The sequence below is a fragment of the Empedobacter sp. ULE_I140 genome, assembly GCF_053482575.1.
This window is the reverse complement of the sequence record NZ_JBQMTX010000001.1, coordinates 2,215,265-2,240,622: the sequence shown is the minus strand read 5'-3', so window position 1 is coordinate 2,240,622 and position 25,358 is coordinate 2,215,265. Positions and strand designations below refer to the sequence as shown.

Below are 25,358 nucleotides of genomic sequence, written 5' to 3'. Positions count from 1 at the left end.
GTATGAATTTATTTTTGGTGTTGCTAGTATTTGTGCTTATGGAGCCTGTTACATGGTTTATTCATAAATATGTGATGCATGGATTTTTATGGTTTCTCCACAAAGATCATCATGACCATAGCCATAAAGGATCAGTTGAAAAAAACGATTATTTTTTTGTGATATTTGCGATTCCGACTATTGCTTTGATGTATTTTGGTTCGCTCAATAGTTATAATTACTTATTTTTTGTTGGGGTAGGAATTATGCTTTATGGTATGGCGTATTTTTTTGTGCATGATGTTTTTATTCATCAACGACTGAATTATTTTAAGCGAATAAAGAATCCGTATTTTCTTGCTCTTCGTAGGGCTCATAAACAACATCATAAACACCTTAGTAAAGAAAATGGAGAATGTTTTGGATTTCTTTATGTTCCTTTCAAATATTTTAAAATGTATTTTAATTCTGCACAAAAATGATGTCATATACGTATATTTTGATTTTATTTTTTACAATAATCATTTGTTTCATATCATCCTTTGACTCTCGTATTCTTTTTAACCGTCATTTTGGTTCATTTATAAAAGCTGCATGTGTAGTAGCTATTCCATTTATAGCATGGGATATTTGGTTTACATCTTTGGGTGTATGGTGGTTTAATACTGATTATACACTTGGTTTTGTAATAGGAGGCTTACCCATAGAAGAGTGGTTATTTTTTATTTGTATTCCGTTTTCATGTGTATTTACCTATTTCTGTTTTGATAAATTTTTTAAATTAGATTGGCTTTCGAGTTTTAATAACCTGATTGTTTTTTTTAGTTTGATTGTTTGTTCAATCGTCGCTTTACTATATTATGATAGAATTTATACCCTATTAACAGCTGTTATAACATTTGTTGTTTTATTCTACTTACATTTTGTTCGTCGTGTAGATTGGATAGGAAAAGCTTCGTTTGTTTTCACTATTCTTATGCTTGGTTTTTTTCCTGTAAATGGTATTCTAACAGGTACAGGATTAGAGTCGCCAATTGTAAATTACAATCCTGATGATTTTTTGGGAATCAGAATGGGAACTATTCCAATAGAAGATGCTGTGTATGGATATACGCAATTTCTTTTAGTACTTTATTTTTTTAAACAATTTAAATCAAAATCTCATGAAAGTAAAAAATAAAATACTATTGAAAATAGCATGTATAGGATTGTTAATATTTTCCAATTCATGTTCCTCTATTCCTAAAAAGGCAGAAGCTGTTCGAAATTTTGAAGTTGATCGATATTTAGGTACTTGGTATGAAATCGCTCGTTTAGATTTTCGCTTCGAGAAAAACTTGGACAATGTTTCTGCTTATTATAGTCTTGATAAAAAAGGGAATCTCAAGGTTTTCAATAGCGGATTTAATAAGGAAAAGCAAGCATGGAAGCAAGTAATAGGAAAAGCAAAATTTAGAGAGAATGAGCAAATAGGAAAGCTAAAAGTAAGTTTTTTTGGTCCTTTTTATGCTGGTTATAACGTAATTGCGTTGGATGAAAACTATCAATATGCTTTGGTTATCGGTAAAAATCTAAATTACTTATGGATTTTATCTAGGACGAAAGATATTCCAGATAATATTAAAACAAACTTTCTTGCATTAGCTTCAGAAATTGGTTATGATATATCCAATTTGATTTGGGTAGAACATAATCGAAATGATAATCCATTTTTAAATGAAAAATAAAATTTCCATTTTTTGGTTTCGAAGAGATCTTCGTTTAGAAGATAATGTTGGGCTGTACCACGCTCTTTCATCTGGAATTCCTGTGTTACCTATTTTTATTTTTGATGAAGGTATTCTACGACAACTGGATGATAAGAAAGATAGGAGGGTGGATTATATTCATCAAGCGCTTCAAAATATTAATGATCAATTAAAATCCTTTGGGACAAGTCTCCATGTATATTATGGTGATCCTTTCAAAATTTTTCAGCAACTTTCTACAGAGTTTGCTATTCATTCTATATTTTGTAATCGTGATTATGAACCTTTGACAATTAAAAGAGATACTTCGATTTACAATTATTTTAAGTTATATAACATTTCGTTTAAAGCATTTAAAGATCAGGTAATTTTTGACAAGAAAGATATTTTAAAGAAAGATAGTTCTCCTTATACAGTATATACGCCGTATGCAAAAAAATGGAAACAAATTTTGAAAACAGAAGATTATAAATGTTATAAGCCTGATTACAGTAAATTTTTGAAAACAGAATTCAAAACGATTCTTTCACTGAAAGAAATTGGTTTTTTAAAAACATCAATTTTATTCAAACAGCCAAAGCTAGATAAGGAAATTATTCAAAATTACCATAAATATAGGGATCATCCTGCTTTACAATGTACGACCCAATTAGGTATAGCTCTAAGATTTGGAACGATTAGTGTACGAAAATGTGTTGCGTTAGCGATAGAGCTAAATGAAACATGGCTAAATGAATTAATTTGGAGAGAATTTTTTATGCAAATACTCTATCATTTTCCATATGTTGTTCACCAACCTTTTAAGGCTAAGTATAATGCTATTAAGTGGAGGAATAATGAGCAGGAATTTAAGCTATGGTGCGATGGGAAAACAGGTTATCCTATTGTAGATGCAGGAATGAGAGAGCTTAATCAAACTGGTTTTATGCATAATAGAGTAAGAATGATAACAGCAAGTTTTTTATGCAAACATTTACTCATAGATTGGCGTTGGGGAGAGGCTTATTTTGCATCAAAACTAAACGATTATGATTTGTCTGCAAATAATGGTAATTGGCAATGGGTTGCTGGATCAGGATGCGATGCGGCACCTTATTTCAGAGTCTTTAATCCAACTCTTCAGACAGAGAAATTTGATAAAGAATCTCTTTACATTAAAAAGTGGGTATCAGAATTTGAAACTGATGATTATCCTTCTCCTATAGTTGCTCATAATTTTGCTCGAAACAGAGTTTTAAGCATTTTTAACGAAGCATTCAAGAAGTAAAATGAAAGAATAATAATGATTTAAAATATTAAACGATTATAATATATTTTTCCACATTTTCTGCTTTTGAAGAATTAATATCAAAACTTCACTACAAGGTATCTACATCCATACTGAAATTTCAAGCTGGATTCAATTAAGCACCTTATTGTCTTTAGTAAAAGTGAGGTTTGTAAAAACTTTCTATCAAAGATTTAGATTAAAAATAATGAATAATAAAAACACTTAAGGACAAGAGTATTTTGATTGTTATAAAACAATTATAAATATTTCCGATTTGTAAATGTTGTAATGCATTAATATACAAATTTCATTTAAATTGTAAATAGAGTGCATATTTATACATTTTTTTTAAAATATTTATTAAAAAAAATTAGTAACCATAAAAGTAAATAAATTGAGTAAAAAAGGAATATTATTAGTTAATTTAGGATCACCTAAATCTACATCCGTAAATGACGTAAAAGAATATCTTGGAGAGTTTTTAATGGATGAAAGAGTTATTGACTATAATTGGATTTTAAGAACACTTTTAGTAAAAGGAATAATTCTAAATACAAGACCATCAAAATCCGCAGAAGCTTATGAGAAAATTTGGACAGATGCGGGATCTCCTTTAATAGTCATTACTGAAAAAATAAAAAATAAATTACAAAATATTGTTGATATTCCTGTTGAAATAGGAATGAGATATGCTGAACCTAGTATAGAAAATGGAATTTCTAAACTAGTTGAGAAAGGAGTCAATAAGATTGTACTATTTCCATTGTATCCTCAATATGCTATGAGTACAACAGAATCTGTAGTAGAGAAATCAGAAAAAGTAAGAAAAGAAAAATTTCCATTTGTTAAAATAAATTATGTGGAACCATTTTATAATAAAGATATATATATAGATTGTCTTGTTGAAAGTATAAAAGACAAGTTTTCGAATGATTATGATGGGCTGTTATTTTCTTACCACGGTATCCCAGAAAGACATATTTATAAAACAGATCCTACAAGGACTTGTAATTTAAGTGACTGTTGTGATAGAGAATTTAATCCAAGTCATCAATTCTGTTATCGTCATCAATGTTTTGAGACAACAAAAAAAGTGATAGAAAAATTAAATTTATCTCGCGAAAAAACAATTGTTTCATTTCAATCTAGACTAGGAAAAGATAAATGGATTGAGCCATATACAGATTCTACTTTAAAAGTTTTACCATCAAAAGGAATAAAAAAATTGGCAGTTGTTTGCCCTGCATTTGTATCTGATTGTTTGGAAACTCTAGAGGAAATAGCAATGGAAGGAAAAGAAATATTTATTGATAATGGGGGAGAAGCTTATGAGTATATTTCTTGTCTAAATGATAATGATTCATGGATACATGTAATCAAAACTTTATGTGAAGAAAAAATAGATGATTTTTATTTATTATAATCTTAAACATTTAACAATTATAGATTAAATTCAAATATTCTACATAGACTTTTAATTGTTAAAAGTGATTCTATCAGTTATTAGTATGCTATTAAGCTAATAGATCTAAATTTTGCATATAAGATTCTTAAAATGTTTTTAAAAGATTAGCTATTTACAGAGAAGTGTATATAAATCAAAAATATTAATATAAGAATGGTTCTGTTATAAAGGATTTATAATAGAACCATTTTCATTTTTTACAAAACAATTGCTAAGCGCAAAGCGAAAGAAATTTATATATCAAATTGGTATATAGTTTCAAGAACAATGTTTATTATTGTTGTTCTTATAGTTTGTTATTTACTTCTGGCAAAATGGAATGGGAGAAACTTTAATGCAGGGTTATTATTGTTGTATTTCATCACTTCGTAGACAATAAATATAATTATTTTAGTATTGATTTCAGTATTTCATATGGAGTTTTTCCTTTAAATGATCCATGTGATCTATTGAAATTTAGCTGGTGTTTTCCAGGGGATTGATATCAATCACGCATCTGTTTATGATATTCATTTTTTGAATGATATAAATCTCAACTATGCGATCAGTTTATGATTAGACGCAATTATGCAAAGACTTTTGAAAGGTTTAAAACCAGAATTCCAGCTAAAATTACTACACTAATAGTGATTCAGTACATTAATAAAATTACTTTAATTGAAATATTAAAAATCTAAAAACTCAAATTATTTAAAATTCACAAGGGGTTTTTTAAATAGTTTATTGTTTTTATAAAGATGCTTTATTATCATTTTAAGAAAAAATGGCACTTTAATTGATTTATGTCATAATAAATTTATGTATAATATAAATAAATAACAATAAAGCTATAAGTTTTGTGTTGATTTTATTTTTTCTTATTACGTTCTATTCGTCATTTCTAATTCATTAATTAATATTAGCATATGAAAAAATCAAATATGAAAAAATCAAAAAAATCAGACCTTAAATCAGAACAAATGAGTCAATTTACAATTGATAATTCGAATCAAAAATTGACGACTAATGATGGTGTGTCTATTTATGATAATAACAATACATTAAAATTAGGAAAAAGAGGGCCTTCTCTACAACAAGACCATATCTTTTTTGATAAAATGGCTCATTTCGATCGAGAGCGTATTCCCGAACGAGTAGTTCATGCACGTGGAAGTGGTGCACATGGAATATTAGAGATTCATGAAGATATATCTGAATTTACCCATGCGAAATTTTTACAAAAGGGGATAAGTACACCTCTTTTTACTAGATTTTCAACAGTTGCAGGCTTCAAAGGTTCTACTGATTTAGCTAGGGATGTTAGAGGATTTTCAGTAAAATTTTATACAGAAGATGGTAATTATGATTTAGTTGGAAATAACATTCCTGTATTTTTTATTCAAGATGCTATGAATTTCCCTGATTTAATACATGCTGTTAAGCCAGAGCCAGATAAAGAAATTCCCCAAGCTGCTTCAGCGCACGATACGTTTTGGGATTTTATTTCATTAATGCCTGAATCTGCACATATGATAATGTGGGCGATGTCTGACCGAGCAATTCCTCGAAGCCTTAGAATGATGGAGGGGGTTTGGTGTACATACATTTAAATTGATTAATGAGAAAGGTAAAGCAACTTTTGTTAAATTCCATTGGAAACCTAAATTAGGAGTGCATTCTGTTGCGTGGAATGAAGCTCAAAAAATATCAGGATTTAATTCTGACTTTCACCGTCTAGATCTATGGGAAGCTATTGATGAAGGAAATTTTCCGCAGTGGGATTTAGGTGTTCAGCTAATTCCTGAAGAAGATGAATTAAAATATTCTTTTGATATCTTGGATGCTACGAAATTGGTTCCAGAAGAATTAGTTCCTGTAAAAATCATTGGAACGATGACCCTTAACCGCAATCCCGACAATTTTTTTGCTGAAACTGAACAAGTGGCTTTTGACCCTGGAAGAATTATCCCAGGTATTGATTTATCTGATGATCCTTTATTGCAAGGTCGTATTTTTTCGTATATGGATACACAGAATTATAGATTAGGTGGAACAAATTTCCATGAAATACCTATTAATAGATCATTAAACCAAAAGCATAATAATCAAAAAGATGGAACAGGGAGAATTGATATACTGAAAGGAGGTGTAAGTTATTTTCCTAACAGCAAAGCTTCTGGTTGCCCATATCATGCAATGTTAAAGGGAGAGGAAGGTTTTCAATCTCATGAACAAAAGGTAGAAGGGAAGAAAGTAAGGGCTAGATCTGATTCTTTTGCTGATCATTTCTCGCAAGCAACTTTGTTTTTTAATTCACAATCCAAACCAGAGAAACAACATATTATAGATGCTTTTAGTTTTGAATTGAGTAAGGTAACTGATCCAAAAATTAGAGAGAGACAAGTTGCTATACTTTATCAAATTGATAAAACTCTAGCGCAAAAAGTAGGCGATAATCTTGGTATTAAACCTCCAAAAGAGTTGGATGAACTTACATTAAGTTTTGCAAGGCAAAATCATCCCAATTATCCTATACAGCCTAAAAAACAAGAAATAAATTCATCTGATGCTTTGAGTATGAAAGTTAAAGAAGGTGAAGGAACTATTAAAACTAGAAAAGTAGCCTTTTTAGTGGATAATGGTGTTTCTAAAAAAAGTGTAGATCAATTAAAAAAAGCATTGGAAAAAGAGGGAGCTCAAGCGGTATTAATTTCATCTAAAGTTGGAGAGCTAACTTATGAAGAAGGAAGTAAAGAAAGGATTTCCCATAGTTATCTTACAGATCCATCTGTTTGTTATGATGCAGTGTTTACACCATCAGGCAAATCAATAGAATCTTTAAAATTGAATTCAGATTACTATGAATTTATCAATGATTCTTACAGACATTGTAAAATATTAGCATTTGCAAAAGGAGCAGGTTCGTTAATGGATAATTCATTTGTTAAACTTGATAGAGGAGTGATTTTAGAAGATGAAAATGAGAATTGGATTGCGGATTTTATTCAAGTAATGAAATTACATCGTATTTGGGACCGTGAAGAAGAAAGGAAGGTTCCTTCATAATAAAATGTTTAACGTGATGTAAATATAAAATTTAGACGAATGATATTACAACTTAGTCCTACAATACTTGTTGATACCCCTATTGGTAGAGGTCATACTATTTTTTAATTGATTATGGTATGCATCAAAATTCGTGTTGGGTTGTAACGATGGAAAAAAATGGCATTGTAAAACATTTTGATAGCAATGACATTATAGTTTGTACAAATTTTACTTTTCATATCAATGAGGAGAAAAATTGTTTTAATCACAATTCAGAAATAAAAAAATAAAATTATGGGAAATGCACAGTCACCGACAGAAAATTTGAGCGGAAATAAAGCCATTGAAAAGATAAAAACTATTGCTGAAACTGCCCGAACTTGCTTTTTTACCACCAATATTGGCGGTAATACTACAAGTAGACCAATGGCTCTTCAAGAAGTAGATGAGGCTGGTAACCTCTGGTTTTTGAGTGATGTTCGTTCACTGAAAAATGATGAAATTGAAGCCAATCCTAATGTAGAACTGTATTTTATAAATAATTCTAAATACGAATACATCTTTATTAAAGGAAAAGCCAGTGTTTCAAAAGATATAACTTTAATTGATAAATATTGGACCAATTTTGCAAATGCTTGGTTTGATGGAAAAGACGATCCTAATATCAGTCTAATAAAAGTTTCGCCAAACGATGGGTATTATTACGAAACCAAAGACAATAAGTTTATTGCCATGTCGAAAATGCTTTTTGTCGCCGTTACAGGAAGTACAATTGAAGACGGAGGAATTGAAGGAGAACTGAAACTATAAAGAATAAATTATTGTCTTCTACAATGTTAATTAATTAAAGAAAAATGCAGAAACAAACTATTTATGGCATTGCATTTGAAATATTATTTTTATTAACGCAATTTATTAATATTTAAAAATCACACATTATGGGAATTCTAACATGGATAATTTTCGGCCTTATAGCCGGAGCAATAGCAAAAGCAATACACCCTGGTAACGATCCAGGTGGTTGGATAGTAACAATAATTATTGGGATTATTGGAGCTGTTGTCGGTGGGTGGCTTGGATCGATGCTTTTAGGTGTCGATGTAAGCGGATTTAATATTTCTAGTTTTTTAGTTGCAATTGCTGGAGCAGTTTTATGTCTAGCAGTGTATAGAATGATTTCGAAAAAATAGACTGTCTAATTAACGATTAAAATACTGTAAAGTCTCAGAGCGCTGAGACTTTTTGTTTAATATTACTATTTATAATTATGAAAAATACAGTCATTGATTTAATTACTAAAACAGCGGTAATTACTGGCGCTTCTAGTGGTGTTGGCTTAGCTACAGCACACTTATTTGCTCAAAATGGATATCAATTGGTTTTGGCAGCACGAGGTGTAGAAGGTTTAGAAAAGGCGGTTTCAGAATGCAATGCTTTCGGTGGAAAAGCGGTTTATAAATCAACTGACGTTTCTAATGCAAATGAAGTAAAAGATTTAGTTGAATTTGCTCTGAAAGAATTTGGACGCATAGATGTGTGGGTGAATAATGCAGGTGTTATGGCAAGTGGAAAATTTGAGGAAATTCCTATGGACATAAACGAACAAGTAATCAAAACCAATTTAATGGGGTATATGCACGGAGCGTACTACGTTTTACCCGTTTTTAAAGAACAAAATCAAGGCATTTTAATTAATAATGTTTCCATTGGAGGATATATGCCAGCTCCATTTAGTTCGGTATATTCGGCAACTAAAACAGGAATAAAAGGGTTGATGAGTGGTTTACAAAGTGAATATAGTGTGTATCCCGAAATTCATATTTGCAACGTTTATCCACAAGTTCAACAATCTACAGGAAATATGCATTCCGCTAAATTCTCAGGTTTAGATTTTAAAATACCTCCGTTTGCAGCCGATCCTAAAGATACCGCAAAGGTGATATATAATTTAATAAACAAACCTAAAAATGATACCTTTCCAGACGCCACATCATTTATGTTAAAGCTTGCACATGGAGCTTTTCCAGAAACCTTTACCAATTTAGCAACAGGTGTTTTAAGGCTGATGATGAAGGTGAAAAAAGGAAAGGCTGATGAAGGTAATGTTTTACAACCTTCTACGGATCCACATGCTGTTTATGGAAAGATGGCTATTCCAGTACCAACAAAAACAAATCAAAAAATCATCGGAACATCGCTAGTATTCGCTGCAGGATTTTTTGTAGCGAAACATTTAAAAAATAAATCAAAAAAAACAAATTAATTTGAAACTGCTAAAATTCACATCCAAAGGTATTTATTGCATTCCAGGGAAGTTTTATATTGATCCTTGGCGACCTGTAGATTTAGCAGTTATCACGCATGGACATGCCGATCACGCCCGAAGTGGAATGAAAAAATATTTGTGTCATCATTTCACTAAACCTATTTTATTTTCAAGAATTGGTAGAAATATCGAATGCGAAAGTATTGGTTATGGCGAACAACTAACTATAAATGGGTTAAAGTTTCATTACATTCTGCAGGTCACATAATCGGCTCAGCACAAATTAGGATAGAGTATAAAGGTTATGTAAGCGTAATTTCTGGAGATTATAAATTGCAAGATGATGGGCTTTCTACGGCTTTTGAAGCTGTAAAATGCCACGAATTCATTACCGAAAGTACCTTCGGTCTTCCTGTTTACAATTGGCTTTCTGTGGCAGAACAAGAAAAAAACATACGTGATTGGGTAGATCATAATAGAGCGAAAGGAAAAACTTCGGTCTTTATAGGGGATTCTTTAGGGAAATCGCAGCGTATTATGAAAGCATTGGAGGGTATTGGAGAGTTAAATGTCCATTATTCCATTGCAAAATTGAATGAGGCTTACGAAAGTGTTGGTGTTACATTACCTGAGTACAAAACAATAGATTTACGTGATGACAAAAAGCATTTGGATGGAAAAATAATTTTGTTGCTACCTTCTTTGGTTGATAATCCAGTGATGAAGAAAATACCTAATATTTTCTCTTTATTTTCTAGCAATCAAAAATCCCTTAAGTTTTATTAAAATTAAGGGATTTTTGATTTTACAAGAATTAATTTATTCTGCTAATGGGTTGATTTGGTCTGCAGTAGGGAAATCTTGTCCAGTAGTCCCAATTGTTTTATTCAGTTCAAATTTTGCTGCATCCGACATTTTAGCTCCTCCTGCCAATTCAGCTTTGTCTAATAAATCAAGTGCTAATTTCTCTTCTTCTCTTTGTTCAGCAACCAACCATTGTAAGAAATTCCATGTAGCCCAATCTTCTTCATCCATGCTCATTTTGACAATTTTATAAATGGATTCTGTATTTTCAATTTCTTGTTTTAGAACAGCTTGAAAACACTCTAATACATTTTTTGGTTCAGGACCAGGTTTTTGTATAGCTTCAATTTTTACAATTCCTCCTCTTTCTTGTACGTATTCCATAACTTTAGCCATATGTACACGCTCTTCCTGTGAGTGTTTCATCATAAAATTTTTGATTCCATCCAATTGATTTTCGTCTGCCCAGCAAGCAAGCATCAAATACATTTGTGCAGAAAAGGCTTCTAAAGTGATTTGATCATTTAGAGCTTTTTGTAATGTGTTAGAAATTCTAGTTGTATTCATTTTGTTGATTTTATTTATAAATAATAAGTTGAATTTTCGAATCAAATACATCATTTACATATTAATATTTTCTAAAATATTGATGTATTCATATATTGATCTCTATTGAATATGGTTATTTTTGAGTTGATTTGATTGCCCAAAGCATGAGTAATGGTTGTAAAAATAGTCTTGCTAAACGCTTCTGATCCGTATCTAGACCAAATCCATTTCTATGATTTTTATATTGTGCCCAATTTCCAGGGAATACAGCAGCAAAAAATCCTGCAATAACTTTACCTACAAGTTCTTTCTTTTTGTCCGACACTAATATAATTGAACTACCAAGTACAATTTCTACCACTCCTGAATATACCACAGTATCATCTTTATCTAAGGGCACCCAATTAGGAACTTGAGCTTTAAACTCTTTTCTCGCAATTGTTAAATGGGTAATACCAGCTACCACTAAAAAAGCACCTAGGCTATAACGAGCTATATTTTGTTTCGTTTTCTTTTTCATAATTATATTTATTTAATATTTACCATCCAATTAGATTAGATATTCTTTCTGATTGTAGTTATAAAATTTATTTTTTTATTATTTAGTTGGTCGATCAAAACCAAAGGTTTCTAAGCGACTATCTTTTTGGTTAAGAATGATATTTTTTAAAACTTGAGCTGCAACCATCGAAAATGTAATTCCATTTCCTCCATAACCTAATGCAAATAATGTTCGATCACCTTTTTTCCATGGTCCCATATAAGGTAAACCATCATTTGTGGAGCTAAAAGTTCCGCACCAAGCCATTTCGGTATTGAATTCAATTTCTGGATATAATCGACTAAACTTACGTTCAAGAGTTTTGATTTTTGTTCGAAGTAAATCATCTCTTTTATCAGGATTTTGAAAATCTTCATCTTCACCACCAACGATCAATCGATTATCTTTTGTTGTTCGCATATAAAGATATGGTTCTGCTGTTTCCCATATTAAGCTACGATTTGGCCAAACCATTTTTTTATCAATGGGAGCCGAACAAATTGCGTAAGTAGATAATAAATTCATTACTTTTTTAGGTAGAAATTGACCTGCTTCAAAACCAGTAGCAACAATTACATATTTGCACGAAATAGTATGTCCATGCTCGGTCAATAGTTCGCAATTGTTCTTATTTTCGTCTATTTTTTCCACTTTTGTATGGGTAAAAATCTGTAATTGATGTTTTTCTTGATGATACTTTAATAAATTGATAGCGCCTTTATAAGCATCCATCTGGGCAGAAGTATCATTTTGCAATGCAGCAATTCCATCAATATTTTGGTAAGTTTTCAATTGCTTAGCATCTAAATACTTCACAGGCAAACCGACTTCTGTTCTTATTGCATATTCTTCGTCTAACAATTTTACACCTTGCTGATTACTCGCTAATAAAACTGTAGGAACACGTGTAAAATCAGCATCAATATTAGTTTTTTTGAATATATTTTCTATATCTGTAATAGAATCCAAGCAATTGAAATAAGCATCAATAGCAATTTTTTTGGGAACAATATTTACTAATTTACTTAACGGGGTATCAATTTCATATTGCAATTGAGCAGTACTTGCTGCAGAACTTCCTGTAGAAATAGTTCGTTTATCGATAAGAGCGCATTCTACACCTGCTTCACATAATTCGTGCGCAACTAAAGCTCCTGTAATGCCGGAGCCAATTATAGCAACATCTATTTTAAAATCATTTCGAAGAGGATAATATAAATCAAAAAATTCGTTTTTAACAATCCAAAAAGGTAATCCAGAATGTAAATCCATAGTTGCGAACTTGTTTAAGTTGAAATTTAGTTACCTAAAAAATCAAGCCAAATTTTGATTGTTGACTTTTTTATTACAGAAATCGCTAATATTTCATAATTGGCTTAATGATTGTGATGAATATGATCATAATCTATCAGTTAGATTATTATTTATAAACCACTTAAAAATATTATTATGGCTAAATTAAAACGAAAAGATTATAAACTAAATTATATCGATTACGGTAATAAACTTGCTCAACCCGTTATTTTGATTCATGGTTGGCCGCTTAGTTTACAATCGTGGGAATATCAAATTCCTAAAATTGTAGAAGCTGGTTTTCGTTGTATTGCCTATGATCGAAAAGGTTTTGGAAAATCTTGTGCGACATGGGATCGTTACGATTATGATGCATTGGCTGAAGATTTACATGCCTTGATTGATGATTTACAATTGGAAAATGTTGTGTTAGTAGGTTTTTCGATGGGTGGAGGAGAAGTTGTGCGTTATATTACCAATTATGGAAACAGTAATATTTCGAAAATAGCATTGATCAGTTCAATTATTCCACTCGTAAAACAAACTGATGATAACGAACACGGCGTTCCACAAAAAGACTTAGATCAGATTGTTCATCAACTTGAAACAAATCGTTTAGAATTTTTAGAAGGTTTTCATAAAGGTTTTTATAATCATGGCTTGTTAAAAAAATCTGTAAGCAAAGAACAATTAGATTTTGATTTTTCGGTTGCTTCGCATGCTTCACCTATTGCAACTTTGAGAGCTGCACGCTCTTGGATGGACACAGATTTTAGAGCTGAATGTAAAATGATAGATGTTCCAACATTAATTATTCATGGAAAAGAGGATCAAACTGTACCAATTAAAACAGCTGGAGATCAAGCTGCAAAATTGATCGCGAAATCGACTTACATTGTGTATGACGATGCGCCGCATGGATTGAATATAACTCATAAAGAACAGTTGAATATGGATTTGATTGAGTTTTTGTTAAATATCGAACATAAAAAAGAGTAGAAGATGGGAAAAGTAAATAAAACAATTGTTTCTAGTTTGGCAATTGCTGGTTTAGGAGGACTTTGCTATGCTTGGCTTAATTTTAGAAAAGTAAAAATACCAACTTATGTAGAAGGTTGTTTTAGTTTTTGATCAAAACAATAATGTTGATAATCAATCCAAACAGAATTTTGATGTAAATCATTGTGGGTAAGTCATATCCTCGTAGACTAAATTAGTAAAAAACTAATATAGCTTTATGATGATTAAAAAGACAAAAGAAATAGCAGCTTATTTAACTTATAGTAAAAAACTACAAGTTCTAAAATATGCCAAAGAATATGGAAATAACTCTATAGCATATAAATTTTTTGGCGTGAAAAAGAGTACATTTTATAAATGGAAAAAGGCATATGATGAACATGGAGAAGAAGGTTTACTTAGAAAAAAACCAACTCCTCGTACATTTCCCAATCAAATCAAGCAAGAAATTGTAAATAAAGTATTAGAACTTCGAAAAGAACATAAATTAGGGACTTGGCGAATTAAATGGTATTTAGAACGTTATCATGATATTTTAATATCAGAATCAAGTGTTTATCGTATTCTAAAACGCAATAATGTAGGTCGATTAGACAGAAAGGCAACTAGAAGAGCTATGCATAGTATTCGATATGAAAAAGAAACACCAGGTCATCATGTACAGGTTGATGTTAAATTTCTAATTTTTCAAGATGCAAATGGCCATAAAATCAAGAGATTTCAATATACAGCAATTGATGATGCTACACGAATTAGAGCGCTTAAAATCTATGAAAAGCACAATCAATTAAGTTCAATTGATTTCATAAATTATGTTGTAGATAAATTTCCTTTCAGAATTAATACAATTCAAACAGATAACGGACATGAATTTCAATCAAAATTTCATTGGCATGTTCAAGATTTAGGAATGAGACACCGATTTATAAAAGTAGGAACGCCTCAGTTAAATGGGAAAGTTGAACGATCTCATTTAACTGATAAAAAAGAGTTTTATCAACTTTTAAGCTATACTGATGATGTTGATCTAAATCAAAAATTAGAACAATGGGAAAATTTTTATAATTTCAATAGACCACATGGATCTTTTAAAGGAAAAACTCCTTATGAAATACTAAAATTAAAACTAAAATAATTATATTTAAAGTCTACGAAGTCATGAAGTACGACATAACATAATTTTTAATAAGTGTTACTTCCAGATGCAGAAAGTATAAAAGCCTTTATTTATCAATAGTGTAGGGGAGTGTGGTGTACTATTGGTGTACAAAAAGTATTAATATTTTAACGAAATATTAGCAATATCCGATAAAAGAATCAATCTTAATTATTACAATTTAATATTACTGATTAAATAATTCTTGATTTGTTTTGCTCTTTAATGATATTAATAATTTGTTTTTGAATCCAAACAGGAACGTACTTTAATTGTTTTTGAACGACTTCATTATTTAATTGTAGCACGTTAGGTTGTATTTGAATTAAGAATTCATCTGTCACGTTTTTTTGACCTATTTCTTTAAAAGCCTGAACAATTAAGTGTAATAATTCATCTTTGATGGCAAAGCTTTTAGGAACTGTTTTTTTTAATTGAATGGTACGATTTCCTATTTTTATTTCGCGTTGTGATCCATCAGTTAGATATACAGCTTTTAAAGGAACCTGAGTTGCTAATCCTAATAAATATAAAGCCAAAACTCCTGTAGGAGAAATACGTGCCTTATCTCGTTGTGCGATTTGTTTCGCAATTTCTTCAGTTGTGGGATAAATAGTACCTAACAACGGATCTTTTTTAGGTTTAAGATAAATACCTTGAGCTAAACGCTCAACTAAACCTTCATTTTCTAAACGAGAGAGAACTTTACGGATGTTATCTGAAGAACCATATTTTGAAAAATCATCTAAAAAAAATATTTCGCCAAAAGATGATTTTGAAATCTTTGTTTCTATTTGATTTTTAGCTGATTTCATTTTGTTTTTGGTTAATTTTATGTCACAAATTTAGTGAAAATTTGTGACAAAATTTAATTTTAAAAATGTAATTATAGTAATTCTATATCTTGTAACTTTCGCCCAAATTCATCTTTCACGTTTTTTTGACCTACTTCTTTAAAAATGCACTGTCTTTTTAAAGTTTATAAGTTTACAAATATAGCTTGGGTTAGCTTTTTCAAATCCATCTAACATCCCCATTATTTAGCTCTGTTTTCAAATTAAGATTTGTTAAGTGCAATATATTGCACTATTTATATGCTTTTAGACTAAAAACGAGCAACACTCTTTAGAAAGTGCAATTTATTGCACTTTTCTTGTTTTATATCTAATTTCTTTCTAAATTTACATTAAAAGTGCATTATATGACACTATTATTAATCGAACAGATAAAAGAACGTCGTAAAGTTTTAGATATTACACAAGAATCATTAGCAGATATTTCGGGTGTAGGTTTACGAACATTAAAACAATTTGAAAGTGGAAAAGGTAATCCCACCTTAGAAACATTACAAAAATTATGTGATGCCTTAGGATTAGAAATTAAATTAGAGGTTAAAACAATTGAATCATGAGAATTGCTCAAATTTTATATAAAGGAGAAAGGGCAGGAGTTCTAACGCAATTGGATAATGGTCGCTTTCATTTTATCTATAATGAAAATTGGTTATCAGATGATTCTAAACCATCAGTCAGTTTAACATTGCCTAAAAATCAAATTGAATTCGAATCAGAATCATTATTTCCTTTTTTCTATCATCTATTACCTGAAGGTGTAAATAAACGAATGATTTGTAAAACATATAAGATTGATGAAGATGATGCTTTTGGAATATTATTACAAGCATCGAAAGTAGATACAGTAGGTGCAGTAACAATAGAAAGAATGTAAAATGAAAATAGAATTAAATAATTGCCCAGGTTCTTTAAAAGAAAATTTTAATACCTACAGTTCTACTGTAGTAAAGAAGATGTTTAATGGAAAAAAAGTCGATCCAATTTTAAATTATACTTCGCCAACTGATCGTAAGGATAAAAGTAGTTTTAACCAAAATCAAACACATATTTCTATTTCAGGATTTCAAGAGAAATATTCTTTAATTCTTGATGGTAATGAATTACGATTAACGAATGAAATTGAAAGTGGTCTATATATTCTGAAACCGATATCTGATTTACCTAAAAATAGTGAATTTGCACCAGCAAATGAACATTTAACGATGCAAATCGCTAAACAAATTTTTAAAATTGAAACAGCAGAAAATGTATTAGTTTTTTTTGAAGATGGAAGTCCAGCTTATCTTACGAAGCGTTTTGATTACAATGAAAATGGTGAAAAATTAGCAGTAGAGGATTTCGCTTCTTTATTAGGGAAATCACCTGCGACAGATGGAGAACAATATAAATATGAGGGGAATTATTTGGAGTTATTTGATGCTTTAAAAAAATATGTACCTGCTTGGAAAATAGAAGCGCCTAAGCTATATACATTAATCGTATTCAATTATCTGTTTTCCAATGGAGATGCTCATTTAAAGAATTTTTCATTAATCGAAACTCAACAAGGCGATTTTAAATTAAGTCCAGCTTATGATTTATTAAATACTAAAATTCATATTGACGATTCAGATTTTGCATTAAAAGAGGGATTATTACCTAAATCAATTTCAAAAGGAAAAATAATAGACCAATTATTTTTGTTAGGTGAGAATGCAAAAATGACAGAAAAATCAATCATAAAAGTCATTCAAAATCTATCTTCTAAGGAAGATCAAGTGGTAGATTTAATTGGTAAATCGTATTTATCAGAAAAATTAAAACGTAATTATTTGCAAAGTTATCAGCGTCGATTGAAGAAACTGAGAATAGTTATAGATTGAAAAAATGAACAAGGAGATTTCCTTAGCACATTTTTTATAATTTATCCTATAAGCAAAATGGAATAGGTTATTCCTTCTTTTCAACGTAATTTTATAAGCGAAATAATAGAATCAAAAATGAAAAAAATAGATATTATAACTTTAGATCATTTAGATCAAATTGATCAAGCATCTTTTAATCAACCAAAAATTATTTATAAACACAGTACAACTTGTGGATTATGTGATATTATTTGGGATATTGTAAAAGAAAGCGATTTTGAACTGAATTATTTAGATTTATTAACGTATAGAACACTCTCTAATGAGATTGAACGACGATACAATGTTCAGCACGAATCACCGCAAATCCTAATTATAAAAGATGGAAAATGTGTGTACAATGCATCACATCGTAAAATAAAAAATGAAGAAATTCAGAAACAATTAGATTTATTCGATTAAAGAATCTTCGGTTTGATTTCCTAACAGGAAAACTAAATTACGTTCGTGTTCATCAATAAAATCTTCACCTGTATAAAAAGTTTCATCTACGACAACATATATCTTTAACCCCTTATTTAACTTTGAGTCTTTAAACACTAAATGACTTACAAAATATGTACTCAAATTATCATCGAAATTTTTGGTACGACTATCAAATCTAAATTGGGCATGATTTCGTGGTCCCGAATATTTAGTTTCAACTTCTACTTGATTTTCTTCTTTCAGAACATTGATATAATTTCTTAAAAACGAAAAAGCTTCTTCGCGAGCAACAATCGGATCATCATTATAAAATGAATTAATTGTTACTTCTTTTGTTTCTTGATCGAATAGTGTTTCGACTTCATAATGAACTTTTAATTTCATAATCTTCTATTTTAAAATTATGAAGCAAACCTATGACTACACAACTATCAGATTACGATAGTCTAAAAAATAATTATAAAAATATCTAAAAGACTTGTTTTGGCGGGATGGTTTATGACCTTTGTAATATAAATTAAAAACAAGAAAATATGCCTATAATTACAATTGAATTGTCTGATGAACAATTAAAAAAAGTGAAAGAAACCCTGAGTTATAATGGTAATTTAGATTTGAAAGAAGAAACTTTTAATGGAAGTTCAATTGAGTTGGATTTACTTCCATTTATACACATGATGACAGTAAAAGGGTATAAAGAAGAATATATTGGTGCTGTGTTCGTGGAGATTCCGAAGGAGTAGATTTTTAAAAATCAATAAATCTTATGAGGTTTCTATTTTTATGAGATTTGTTAGATGTTTATTGGTACTTTATTAGTAATTTACAGCAATTTTTTAGAAAATGACACAACAACATATCAAACAACTCGAAATAGAATTATGGGAAGCAGCAGACGAATTGCGTGCGAATTCGAAACTGACTGCTGGTGAATACAAAGACCCTCTGTTGGGATTGATTTTATTGCGATTTGCGGAGAATAAATTCATAGAAGCCAGAGCACAATTAGCAGAAACCCTTCCGATTAATCCACGCACCAAACAACGAAGAGAAGCCACCAAAGACGATTATGCGGCGATGGGTGCGATGTATTTGCCCGAGAAAGCGCAATATTCGTATTTAGCGGCTTTGCCCGAATCGGAAGATTTAGCCGAAGCAGTGAACGATGCGATGAAATTGATCGAGGCAGAATACGAAGATTTAGCAGGTATTCTTCCGAAAAACTTCCACGATTTAACGCCCGAAGATGATACGGATAGCAATCTACTGGCAAATCTAATTCGTATTTTCAATAGTGATTCGGTGCGCAATGCCAAAGGCGATGTATTTGGGCGTGTGTACGAATATTTCCTAATGAAACTCTCGATGATGGGTGCAGGTGCACAAGAAGGAGGCGAATTCTTTACGCCACCGTCTTTGGTACAGTTGATTGTCAATTTCATTCAACCGAATCATGGTATTATCCATGATCCTGCTTGTGGGTCGGGAGGTATGTTTGTGCAAACGGCACATTTTATCAAAGATCATCTCAATAAAAAAGTAAACGAAGCCATTACGGTGTACGGTACCGAGTACAAATCGAATACCACGAAATTGGCGAAGATGAACTTAGCGATACACGGCATTGAAGGGAAAATTGCTAACAACAATTCCTTTTATTCGGATCCACATGAGTTGTATGAAAAGTGTGATTTCGTAATGGCAAATCCACCGTTTAACGTGGACAAAGTAGATGCGAAAAACAAGTTTCTGGCAGAAGATAAACGTTTGCCTTTTGGTGCGCCTTTAACAGGAAAAGGAAGCATTGGTAACGGAAATTACTTATGGATTCAGTACTTTATGAGTTACCTGAATGATACTGGACGTGCCGGATTTGTCATGGCGTCTTCGGCAACCGATGCCGGAAATGCCGAAAAACGTATTCGTGAAGAATTGGTAAAAACCGGCAATGTAGATTGTATTGTTTCTATCGGAAACAATTTCTTCTATACGCGTTCGTTACCTTGTCATGTTTGGTTTTTTGATAAAGGCAAACGTCCTGAAAACAAGAATAAAATCTTAATGATCGATGCACGTAATGTGTTTCGAAAGGTAACGACCACGATTAACGATTTCTCGGAAGAGCAATTAGAAGGCTTAACCGCAATTATGGCGCTTTACAGAGGCGAAACGCCCGAAGTTTCTGCGGATAATACTTGGTTTAACGAACATTTCCCGGATGGAACCTATCGTGATATTGAAGGTTTGTGCAAGATTGTGAACTTGGACGAAGTAGCCGAACAAGATTATAGCCTTACACCAGGACGTTATGTAGGTGTGAATATTGATATTGATATGGATTTTGATTACCAAAGCCGTATGCAAGAGCTCCACAGCGAATTAGCAACCTTGAACAAAGAAGCCAACCAATTGATGAACCAAATTCAAGCGGTGAAATTATGAGAGAGGGTTGGAAAGTTATGCAATTGGGTGAATTGATAACTACAAAAAAGGGCTATGCATTTAAAAGTGCTTGGTATCAAGATAAAGGTGTGCCTGTTGTAAGAGTTTCAGATTTTACTGATAATTCTATTTCTGATGAAACTATTTTTTATATAAATGAGGAATTAGCTTCAGAGCATTCATCAGTTTTATTGAATACTAAGGATATAATTGTACAAACAGTTGGTTCTTGGCAACATAATCCAGCATCTATTGTAGGAAAAGTAGTTAGAGTTCCAAATAATTTGAATAATTCTTTGCTAAATCAAAATGCTGTTAAGTTAATTCCAAATGGACAAATAGAAAAAGATTTTCTTTATTATAGATTAAAAGACGAAAGTTTCAAATATCATAATTTAAATTTTGCACAAGGAGCAGCTAATCAAGCAAGTATTACATTAGAAACTATAAAATGTTTTAAAATCAATCTTCCCCCACTTGAAACCCAAAAGAAAATCGCTTCGATCTTATCGGGTTATGATGATTTGATAGAAAACAACATCAAGCGCATCAAAATTTTGGAAGAAATGGCACAGCAAACCTACGAAGAATGGTTTGTGCGTATGCGTTTTCCTGGGCACGAATCCGCAACCATCAATAAAGAAACTGGATTACCTGAGGGTTGGGAGACGGATTTTGTATCAAATCAATTAGGTAAAGTAAAATCTACAACAAAAATTAAATCTTCTGAATTTCAAAATGAAGGTAATATTCCTGTAGTAGATCAAAGTAGGTCTTTTATAGCTGGATTTACTAATGATGATAGTTCATTAATTGAATATTCTGGTATTCCATATATTGTTTTCGGTGACCATACTCGGATTTTGAAACTGATAAATTTTGATTTTGCTAGGGGTGCTGATGGAACACAAATAGTTCTTTCTAAAAATCCTAAAATGCCACAACATCTTTTTTATTTCTCATTGATGAATATTGATTTGTCTAACTATCACTATGCAAGACACTATAAATATTTAAAAGATTCAGAAATAATTATACCAACAGAAGGTATTGCCCAGAGATTTGAAGAATTAGCCAAAAAGAATTTTGATGCTATTCAAAATTTAAGAACACAAAACCAACGTTTACGCGAGGCGCGAGATATTTTGTTGCCGAGGTTGATGATGGGGATGATAGAGGTGTAAATACAACAAACAAAAACTAAACTACTATAAAAAAATGTTTACAGAATTAGAAAAATACAAAACAAACGGGCATTTTTTCTTCGAAAAAAATGACAACCTTAGAAATAAAAGTAAAGATGTTCCTAATCTACCAGGAGTTTACTATATCCTAAAATTAGCTAAAGGTAAAGTGGAATTGGTTTACATAGGAAAATCTGGTTCTATGTTACAAAATGGTCAATTCAAAGATCAATTATTGAATAAGAGATTAAATAATAAACAGGATGGTATTCGAAGAGAATACTATTTCTTGAATAAAATAGAGGAAGAAAACATTGAAGCTTTGGATATTTATTGGTTTGTTACCGTGGATGATGAACATAATGATTTACCAGGTTATGTTGAGGGATTGTTATTACAACGATACTTTGAAGTCTACGGCTGTTTACCACCATGGAATAAATCTTTTTAAACCAAAACCAACGTTTACGCGAGGCACGGGATATTTTGTTGCCACGCTTGATGATGGGGATGATAGAGGTGTGATGAATGACTAACTAAAACTAAACTACTATAAAAAAACTTTAAATTATGAAAATTGAAAAGAATGATAACTTCATAAATTGGTTAATAGCTAATAATATTACATCTAACGAAAGTGCTATAAGCTATGATTCTTACGTGCGTAATGCTTTATTGTGCCTTGAATTGAATATGTCACAAGTTCAAGATGTAAATGCAGTTGAAGAGGTAATTGATGTGTTATCAAGAAAAGATACTGCTCAAAAATATGAGAAATCTATAAAAACAATACAAAATTATTTATCAGGTTTACGTGCTTATGGAGAGTTTGTAAATGACACTTCTACTTATGTAGAGGGTACAGCTGTCAATCTTCCACTGATAGTAGATACAAGTTTAGATCAAGTGTATGTACAAGAAGATTTGTTTAAAAATTTCGTGTTTCGATTGATTACTCAAGATCGTTTTTACAATGATATATATTTCCCTATTAGTTTAATTAAACAGCTATTCTATAAAAATGATAAAAGAAAAGCTTTTGATCATATATTAGAAAAAATGATTAATTCTATCAAGATGTACGATTCAAAACAAAACGAAATCTTATTTAAAGATATTTTAGAATTAAAAATTAGTAACAATAAAGTTGTTGTTAACCAGACGAATAAAGAGATCGAAATATATACGCCAACTGAAAATGGCAATTCCAAACCTTTTACAATCGATAAATTAAGCGATATATCAATAGATCATGTTATTTCTCAACATGGTATAATGCTAGAATTAAAAGATAAATTACCGACTTTTAGTAGATTAACTGAAATTTTAAAAAAATCTTCAACTGAAGTTATAAATAGACCAACACTTGCCTTATATAAAAAGGAAAATGGTTTAGAAAATATTCTTCTTGAAATAAATATTAATGATTTAGAAAACGAATTAAATTCAATCATTGGTAAAACAGAATTAAGATTAATGGATAGAAAATTAAATACAAGTAAAGGGAAAAAATAAGCTAACACCAACCAATAAGAAGACTATAAATTATGAATAACATAATAAAACTTAAATCAATAAGTGAATTATTAGGTGAACGTTTTTTTGTTCCGGCTTATCAAAGAGGATATCGTTGGGATAGCTCTCAAATAAATGACTTATTAAATGATATTTACTCTTTTGCTATCAAAAAGAATAAAGCTGATAAGGAGTTTTATTGTTTGCAACCGATTATTGTAAAGTATAACGAAACAAACTATAATTATGAGGTTATTGACGGACAACAACGATTAACAAGTATAAAAATTTTACTTACTTATTTCAGTAATAGATTTTTAGTAGGTCGTTCATTCGAACAACGATACGGAAAATCAATATTTGAAATTGAGTATGAAACTAGACCAGAATTAAGTGAAATTTTTAATAATACTATTGAAAATTTCTCAAAAGCTAATATCGATTATTATCATATCACAAAAGCTTACCAATACATTGATGAGTGGTTTAAAACAAAGGTTAGTAAAGATGGATTGATGGAAGATGATTTGTTTGATTCAATTAATAGAACTTTAATATATAACTCGACCAATCAGAAAGAAGAAGGTATTGTACAAGTAATTTGGTATGAGTTAAAGGATGAAAAAATAAATCCAATCGATACTTTTATTCGCATCAATCTCGGAAAAATTCCATTAAATAGTGCTGAGTTAGTTAAAGCATTGTTTTTACAAAGTAATTTATTTGGAAATGATGAGTTGGCCAAAATAAAACAAAGAGAAATAGCACATCAATGGGATAGTATTGAACGTCAATTGCAAAAAGAGGAGTTTTGGGCTTTTATTAGTAACAAAGATTTTGATGCGAGGATAGAGCTATTATTGGAAGTTTTGTACATGAAGGCTATTGATGATGATGATGATCTTCGAGAATTATTAAAAAAGGAAAAAAATCCTGTATTTAGGTATTATAACCTACAAGTTGAAGCAATAAAAGAATTTAGTACAATTGCTAGATTATGGGAAGATATATATAAACTGTATAATACCTTATTAGATTGGTATAGTAATCCAACATGGTATCATTATATAGGTTATCTAATTTACACAGGAAATAGTTTGTATGATATTTACAAATTATCCATAAAAAATGAAATAATTCGAAAGGATGATTTCACTCAAGAATTAATAAGTGAGATTAAACTTGAATTTAAATCAATACACTATTTAAACTTTGAAGGTGTTATTGCCGAATTTGAACAGAATTATAAGGATAATAATTTAGTTAAACCTATAAAATTAGATTATAAAGACGGTAAAGTTTTTAATTTTTTACTGTTATTTAATATTGAAACAATTGTTCAGCAATGTATAAAGAATAATCTTATTTATAAGTTTCCATTTTTTCAGTTTAGTAATATGAAAGATGCGAACAATTTGAATACAACTTGGGATATTGAACATATTAGTTCATATAATGATAATCCTTTAAATAAAGTAAATGATCAAATAGTGTGGCTTAAAAATGCCTTAGAGGATGTTTTAGATATAGAAAAGGAAGATTACTACGAAGATATTACGAGTTTTATTAAAAAAGAAGGTAAAAATATCTTATTTGAAGATTTGAAAGAAAAAGTTGTTTCAAAGGCGGGAGATGATAACATTCCTGATGAATTTAAAAACGATATTGGCAATTTGACATTATTAGATGCAAACACCAACAGAGGTTATGGAAATGCATTATTTGTTACCAAAAGAAAGAAAATAATTAAAAAGGAAAAATCTGGGCTTTTTGTTCCTATAATTACCCGAAATGTATTCTTAAAATATTACGACGAAAATAGAATTAATAAATCAGTTTGGTCTATTGATGATATTATTAGTTATCGAGTTGAAATGCAAAAAACGCTTAATTCATTTTTACCTAAATTTTAAAT

General features: G+C 30.5%; 29 protein-coding genes and 1 pseudogene. 25 read left to right on the top strand and 5 right to left on the bottom strand.

Annotation, left to right across the window (positions count from 1 at the left end):
• Positions 1-2 precede the first annotated feature (2 nt).
• The 12 genes and pseudogenes from ACTS9J_RS10690 (at position 3) to ACTS9J_RS10635 (ending at position 10,541) form a co-directional block, all read left to right on the top strand.
• Positions 3-461 (top strand): sterol desaturase family protein, encoded by a 459-nt coding sequence (locus ACTS9J_RS10690; protein ID WP_291049439.1) that lies wholly within the window; start codon positions 3-5, stop codon positions 459-461.
• Positions 458-1,159 (top strand): lycopene cyclase domain-containing protein, encoded by a 702-nt coding sequence (locus tag ACTS9J_RS10685; RefSeq protein ID WP_291049442.1) that lies wholly within the window; start codon positions 458-460, stop codon positions 1,157-1,159. The genes ACTS9J_RS10690 and ACTS9J_RS10685 overlap by 4 nt, the downstream gene beginning before the upstream one ends.
• On the top strand, positions 1,143-1,706 hold the full coding sequence (locus ACTS9J_RS10680; protein ID WP_291049445.1) for a lipocalin family protein: 564 nt from the start codon (positions 1,143-1,145) through the stop codon (positions 1,704-1,706). Before ACTS9J_RS10685 ends, ACTS9J_RS10680 begins: the two co-directional genes overlap by 17 nt.
• Entirely contained in the window at positions 1,696-2,994 is a 1,299-nt protein-coding gene (locus tag ACTS9J_RS10675; RefSeq protein WP_448353220.1) for a cryptochrome/photolyase family protein, read from the top strand. Before ACTS9J_RS10680 ends, ACTS9J_RS10675 begins: the two co-directional genes overlap by 11 nt.
• Positions 2,995-3,391: 397 nt before the next feature.
• Positions 3,392-4,420 carry a ferrochelatase gene (hemH, locus tag ACTS9J_RS10670; RefSeq protein ID WP_291049451.1) on the top strand — a complete coding sequence of 343 codons (1,029 nt, stop codon included), beginning with the start codon at positions 3,392-3,394 and terminating at the stop codon, positions 4,418-4,420.
• A gap of 572 nt (positions 4,421-4,992) precedes the next feature.
• Positions 4,993-5,156: pseudogene (locus tag ACTS9J_RS10665) on the top strand (IS982 family transposase); the annotation flags it as partial.
• A gap of 226 nt (positions 5,157-5,382) precedes the next feature.
• Positions 5,383-6,051 (top strand): catalase, encoded by a 669-nt coding sequence (locus ACTS9J_RS10660; protein ID WP_448353219.1) that lies wholly within the window; start codon positions 5,383-5,385, stop codon positions 6,049-6,051.
• Position 6,052: 1 nt separating this feature from the next.
• Positions 6,053-7,507 (top strand): catalase, encoded by a 1,455-nt coding sequence (locus tag ACTS9J_RS10655; protein WP_448353218.1) that lies wholly within the window; start codon positions 6,053-6,055, stop codon positions 7,505-7,507.
• 276 nt (positions 7,508-7,783) lie between these two features.
• Entirely contained in the window at positions 7,784-8,299 is a 516-nt protein-coding gene (locus ACTS9J_RS10650) for a pyridoxamine 5'-phosphate oxidase family protein (RefSeq protein ID WP_448353217.1), read from the top strand.
• Between the two features lie 128 nt (positions 8,300-8,427).
• Complete coding sequence (locus tag ACTS9J_RS10645) at positions 8,428-8,679, top strand: GlsB/YeaQ/YmgE family stress response membrane protein (protein WP_019976198.1); 252 nt, start codon at positions 8,428-8,430, stop codon at positions 8,677-8,679.
• A 77-nt stretch (positions 8,680-8,756) separates the two neighbouring features.
• Complete coding sequence (locus ACTS9J_RS10640; protein WP_286496329.1) at positions 8,757-9,752, top strand: SDR family NAD(P)-dependent oxidoreductase; 996 nt, start codon at positions 8,757-8,759, stop codon at positions 9,750-9,752.
• 195 nt (positions 9,753-9,947) lie between these two features.
• Entirely contained in the window at positions 9,948-10,541 is a 594-nt protein-coding gene (locus ACTS9J_RS10635; RefSeq protein WP_291069958.1) for a hypothetical protein, read from the top strand.
• A 33-nt stretch (positions 10,542-10,574) separates the two neighbouring features.
• Here the strand turns inward: ACTS9J_RS10635 and ACTS9J_RS10630 are convergent, their stop codons facing one another.
• The 3 genes from ACTS9J_RS10630 to ACTS9J_RS10620 all read right to left on the bottom strand — a co-directional run bounded on the left by ACTS9J_RS10630 (position 10,575) and on the right by ACTS9J_RS10620 (position 12,921).
• Complete coding sequence (locus tag ACTS9J_RS10630) at positions 10,575-11,126, bottom strand: ferritin (RefSeq protein WP_280046562.1); 552 nt, start codon at positions 11,124-11,126, stop codon at positions 10,575-10,577.
• A gap of 115 nt (positions 11,127-11,241) precedes the next feature.
• Positions 11,242-11,628, bottom strand: coding sequence for a DoxX family protein (locus ACTS9J_RS10625; RefSeq protein ID WP_115000510.1), 387 nt, complete (start codon positions 11,626-11,628; stop codon positions 11,242-11,244).
• A gap of 78 nt (positions 11,629-11,706) precedes the next feature.
• Positions 11,707-12,921: an NAD(P)/FAD-dependent oxidoreductase gene (locus ACTS9J_RS10620; protein ID WP_291049470.1), complete on the bottom strand. Its 1,215-nt coding sequence runs from the start codon at positions 12,919-12,921 to the stop codon at positions 11,707-11,709.
• Between the two features lie 177 nt (positions 12,922-13,098).
• Between ACTS9J_RS10620 and ACTS9J_RS10615 the strand changes: the two genes are divergently transcribed.
• From ACTS9J_RS10615 to ACTS9J_RS10605, 3 genes are all read left to right on the top strand, one after another.
• Complete coding sequence (locus ACTS9J_RS10615; protein ID WP_286496319.1) at positions 13,099-13,941, top strand: alpha/beta fold hydrolase; 843 nt, start codon at positions 13,099-13,101, stop codon at positions 13,939-13,941.
• 3 nt (positions 13,942-13,944) lie between these two features.
• Positions 13,945-14,073, top strand: coding sequence for a hypothetical protein (locus ACTS9J_RS10610; protein ID WP_260392044.1), 129 nt, complete (start codon positions 13,945-13,947; stop codon positions 14,071-14,073).
• Between the two features lie 109 nt (positions 14,074-14,182).
• The gene (locus ACTS9J_RS10605) at positions 14,183-15,097 is read left to right on the top strand and encodes an IS481 family transposase (protein ID WP_280046477.1); all 915 of its coding nucleotides are present in this window, start codon (positions 14,183-14,185) and stop codon (positions 15,095-15,097) included.
• A 215-nt stretch (positions 15,098-15,312) separates the two neighbouring features.
• On the opposite strand, the gene ACTS9J_RS10600 is transcribed toward ACTS9J_RS10605, so the two are convergent.
• Entirely contained in the window at positions 15,313-15,933 is a 621-nt protein-coding gene (locus tag ACTS9J_RS10600) for a DUF6088 family protein (RefSeq protein WP_448353216.1), read from the bottom strand.
• A gap of 386 nt (positions 15,934-16,319) precedes the next feature.
• Here ACTS9J_RS10600 and ACTS9J_RS10595 point away from each other — a divergent pair, with 386 nt between their 5' ends.
• The 4 genes from ACTS9J_RS10595 (at position 16,320) to ytxJ (ending at position 18,278) form a co-directional block, all read left to right on the top strand.
• Positions 16,320-16,529 (top strand): helix-turn-helix transcriptional regulator, encoded by a 210-nt coding sequence (locus tag ACTS9J_RS10595; RefSeq protein ID WP_286476319.1) that lies wholly within the window; start codon positions 16,320-16,322, stop codon positions 16,527-16,529.
• Positions 16,526-16,846 carry a HipA N-terminal domain-containing protein gene (locus ACTS9J_RS10590; protein ID WP_219035451.1) on the top strand — a complete coding sequence of 107 codons (321 nt, stop codon included), beginning with the start codon at positions 16,526-16,528 and terminating at the stop codon, positions 16,844-16,846. The genes ACTS9J_RS10595 and ACTS9J_RS10590 overlap by 4 nt, the downstream gene beginning before the upstream one ends.
• Position 16,847: 1 nt before the next feature.
• Positions 16,848-17,834 (top strand): type II toxin-antitoxin system HipA family toxin, encoded by a 987-nt coding sequence (locus tag ACTS9J_RS10585; RefSeq protein WP_286476321.1) that lies wholly within the window; start codon positions 16,848-16,850, stop codon positions 17,832-17,834.
• A gap of 117 nt (positions 17,835-17,951) precedes the next feature.
• The gene (gene ytxJ / locus ACTS9J_RS10580; RefSeq protein WP_286476323.1) at positions 17,952-18,278 is read left to right on the top strand and encodes a bacillithiol system redox-active protein YtxJ; all 327 of its coding nucleotides are present in this window, start codon (positions 17,952-17,954) and stop codon (positions 18,276-18,278) included.
• Here ytxJ and ACTS9J_RS10575 read toward each other — a convergent pair.
• A complete protein-coding gene (locus ACTS9J_RS10575) occupies positions 18,267-18,686 on the bottom strand; it encodes a hypothetical protein (protein ID WP_225541533.1) in 420 nt (139 codons plus the stop codon). The genes ytxJ and ACTS9J_RS10575 overlap by 12 nt on opposite strands.
• A gap of 149 nt (positions 18,687-18,835) precedes the next feature.
• Between ACTS9J_RS10575 and ACTS9J_RS10570 the strand changes: the two genes are divergently transcribed.
• The 6 genes from ACTS9J_RS10570 (at position 18,836) to ACTS9J_RS10545 (ending at position 25,356) form a co-directional block, all read left to right on the top strand.
• Positions 18,836-19,045, top strand: coding sequence for a hypothetical protein (locus ACTS9J_RS10570; protein WP_225541534.1), 210 nt, complete (start codon positions 18,836-18,838; stop codon positions 19,043-19,045).
• 100 nt (positions 19,046-19,145) lie between these two features.
• The gene (locus ACTS9J_RS10565; protein WP_448353215.1) at positions 19,146-20,744 is read left to right on the top strand and encodes a type I restriction-modification system subunit M; all 1,599 of its coding nucleotides are present in this window, start codon (positions 19,146-19,148) and stop codon (positions 20,742-20,744) included.
• Complete coding sequence (locus ACTS9J_RS10560; RefSeq protein WP_448353214.1) at positions 20,741-21,928, top strand: restriction endonuclease subunit S; 1,188 nt, start codon at positions 20,741-20,743, stop codon at positions 21,926-21,928. The genes ACTS9J_RS10565 and ACTS9J_RS10560 overlap by 4 nt, the downstream gene beginning before the upstream one ends.
• 34 nt (positions 21,929-21,962) lie before the next feature.
• The gene (locus tag ACTS9J_RS10555) at positions 21,963-22,379 is read left to right on the top strand and encodes a hypothetical protein (protein ID WP_286476328.1); all 417 of its coding nucleotides are present in this window, start codon (positions 21,963-21,965) and stop codon (positions 22,377-22,379) included.
• 119 nt (positions 22,380-22,498) lie between these two features.
• On the top strand, positions 22,499-23,443 hold the full coding sequence (locus tag ACTS9J_RS10550) for a hypothetical protein (RefSeq protein ID WP_286476330.1): 945 nt from the start codon (positions 22,499-22,501) through the stop codon (positions 23,441-23,443).
• A 32-nt stretch (positions 23,444-23,475) separates the two neighbouring features.
• Positions 23,476-25,356 (top strand): DUF262 domain-containing protein, encoded by a 1,881-nt coding sequence (locus ACTS9J_RS10545; RefSeq protein WP_291050962.1) that lies wholly within the window; start codon positions 23,476-23,478, stop codon positions 25,354-25,356.
• The last annotated feature ends 2 nt before the right edge of the window (positions 25,357-25,358 follow it).

Coding starts and splice junctions, on each gene's coding strand:
- ACTS9J_RS10610 (WP_260392044.1), top strand. CDS start 13,945: ATGGGAAAAGTAAATAAAACAATTGTTTCTAGTTTGGCAATTGCTGGT.
- ACTS9J_RS10550 (WP_286476330.1), top strand. CDS start 22,499: ATGAAAATTGAAAAGAATGATAACTTCATAAATTGGTTAATAGCTAAT.
- ACTS9J_RS10620 (WP_291049470.1), bottom strand. CDS start 12,921: ATGGATTTACATTCTGGATTACCTTTTTGGATTGTTAAAAACGAATTT.
- ACTS9J_RS10560 (WP_448353214.1), top strand. CDS start 20,741: ATGAGAGAGGGTTGGAAAGTTATGCAATTGGGTGAATTGATAACTACA.
- ACTS9J_RS10600 (WP_448353216.1), bottom strand. CDS start 15,933: ATGAAATCAGCTAAAAATCAAATAGAAACAAAGATTTCAAAATCATCT.
- ACTS9J_RS10570 (WP_225541534.1), top strand. CDS start 18,836: ATGCCTATAATTACAATTGAATTGTCTGATGAACAATTAAAAAAAGTG.
- ACTS9J_RS10555 (WP_286476328.1), top strand. CDS start 21,963: ATGTTTACAGAATTAGAAAAATACAAAACAAACGGGCATTTTTTCTTC.
- ACTS9J_RS10630 (WP_280046562.1), bottom strand. CDS start 11,126: ATGAATACAACTAGAATTTCTAACACATTACAAAAAGCTCTAAATGAT.
- ACTS9J_RS10590 (WP_219035451.1), top strand. CDS start 16,526: ATGAGAATTGCTCAAATTTTATATAAAGGAGAAAGGGCAGGAGTTCTA.
- ACTS9J_RS10680 (WP_291049445.1), top strand. CDS start 1,143: ATGAAAGTAAAAAATAAAATACTATTGAAAATAGCATGTATAGGATTG.
- ACTS9J_RS10675 (WP_448353220.1), top strand. CDS start 1,696: ATGAAAAATAAAATTTCCATTTTTTGGTTTCGAAGAGATCTTCGTTTA.
- ytxJ (WP_286476323.1), top strand. CDS start 17,952: ATGAAAAAAATAGATATTATAACTTTAGATCATTTAGATCAAATTGAT.
- ACTS9J_RS10660 (WP_448353219.1), top strand. CDS start 5,383: ATGAAAAAATCAAAAAAATCAGACCTTAAATCAGAACAAATGAGTCAA.
- ACTS9J_RS10690 (WP_291049439.1), top strand. CDS start 3: ATGAATTTATTTTTGGTGTTGCTAGTATTTGTGCTTATGGAGCCTGTT.
- ACTS9J_RS10640 (WP_286496329.1), top strand. CDS start 8,757: ATGAAAAATACAGTCATTGATTTAATTACTAAAACAGCGGTAATTACT.
- ACTS9J_RS10605 (WP_280046477.1), top strand. CDS start 14,183: ATGATTAAAAAGACAAAAGAAATAGCAGCTTATTTAACTTATAGTAAA.
- ACTS9J_RS10585 (WP_286476321.1), top strand. CDS start 16,848: ATGAAAATAGAATTAAATAATTGCCCAGGTTCTTTAAAAGAAAATTTT.
- ACTS9J_RS10645 (WP_019976198.1), top strand. CDS start 8,428: ATGGGAATTCTAACATGGATAATTTTCGGCCTTATAGCCGGAGCAATA.
- ACTS9J_RS10650 (WP_448353217.1), top strand. CDS start 7,784: ATGGGAAATGCACAGTCACCGACAGAAAATTTGAGCGGAAATAAAGCC.
- ACTS9J_RS10545 (WP_291050962.1), top strand. CDS start 23,476: ATGAATAACATAATAAAACTTAAATCAATAAGTGAATTATTAGGTGAA.
- ACTS9J_RS10595 (WP_286476319.1), top strand. CDS start 16,320: ATGACACTATTATTAATCGAACAGATAAAAGAACGTCGTAAAGTTTTA.
- ACTS9J_RS10565 (WP_448353215.1), top strand. CDS start 19,146: ATGACACAACAACATATCAAACAACTCGAAATAGAATTATGGGAAGCA.
- ACTS9J_RS10575 (WP_225541533.1), bottom strand. CDS start 18,686: ATGAAATTAAAAGTTCATTATGAAGTCGAAACACTATTCGATCAAGAA.
- ACTS9J_RS10635 (WP_291069958.1), top strand. CDS start 9,948: ATGCGAAAGTATTGGTTATGGCGAACAACTAACTATAAATGGGTTAAA.
- ACTS9J_RS10685 (WP_291049442.1), top strand. CDS start 458: ATGATGTCATATACGTATATTTTGATTTTATTTTTTACAATAATCATT.
- ACTS9J_RS10625 (WP_115000510.1), bottom strand. CDS start 11,628: ATGAAAAAGAAAACGAAACAAAATATAGCTCGTTATAGCCTAGGTGCT.
- ACTS9J_RS10615 (WP_286496319.1), top strand. CDS start 13,099: ATGGCTAAATTAAAACGAAAAGATTATAAACTAAATTATATCGATTAC.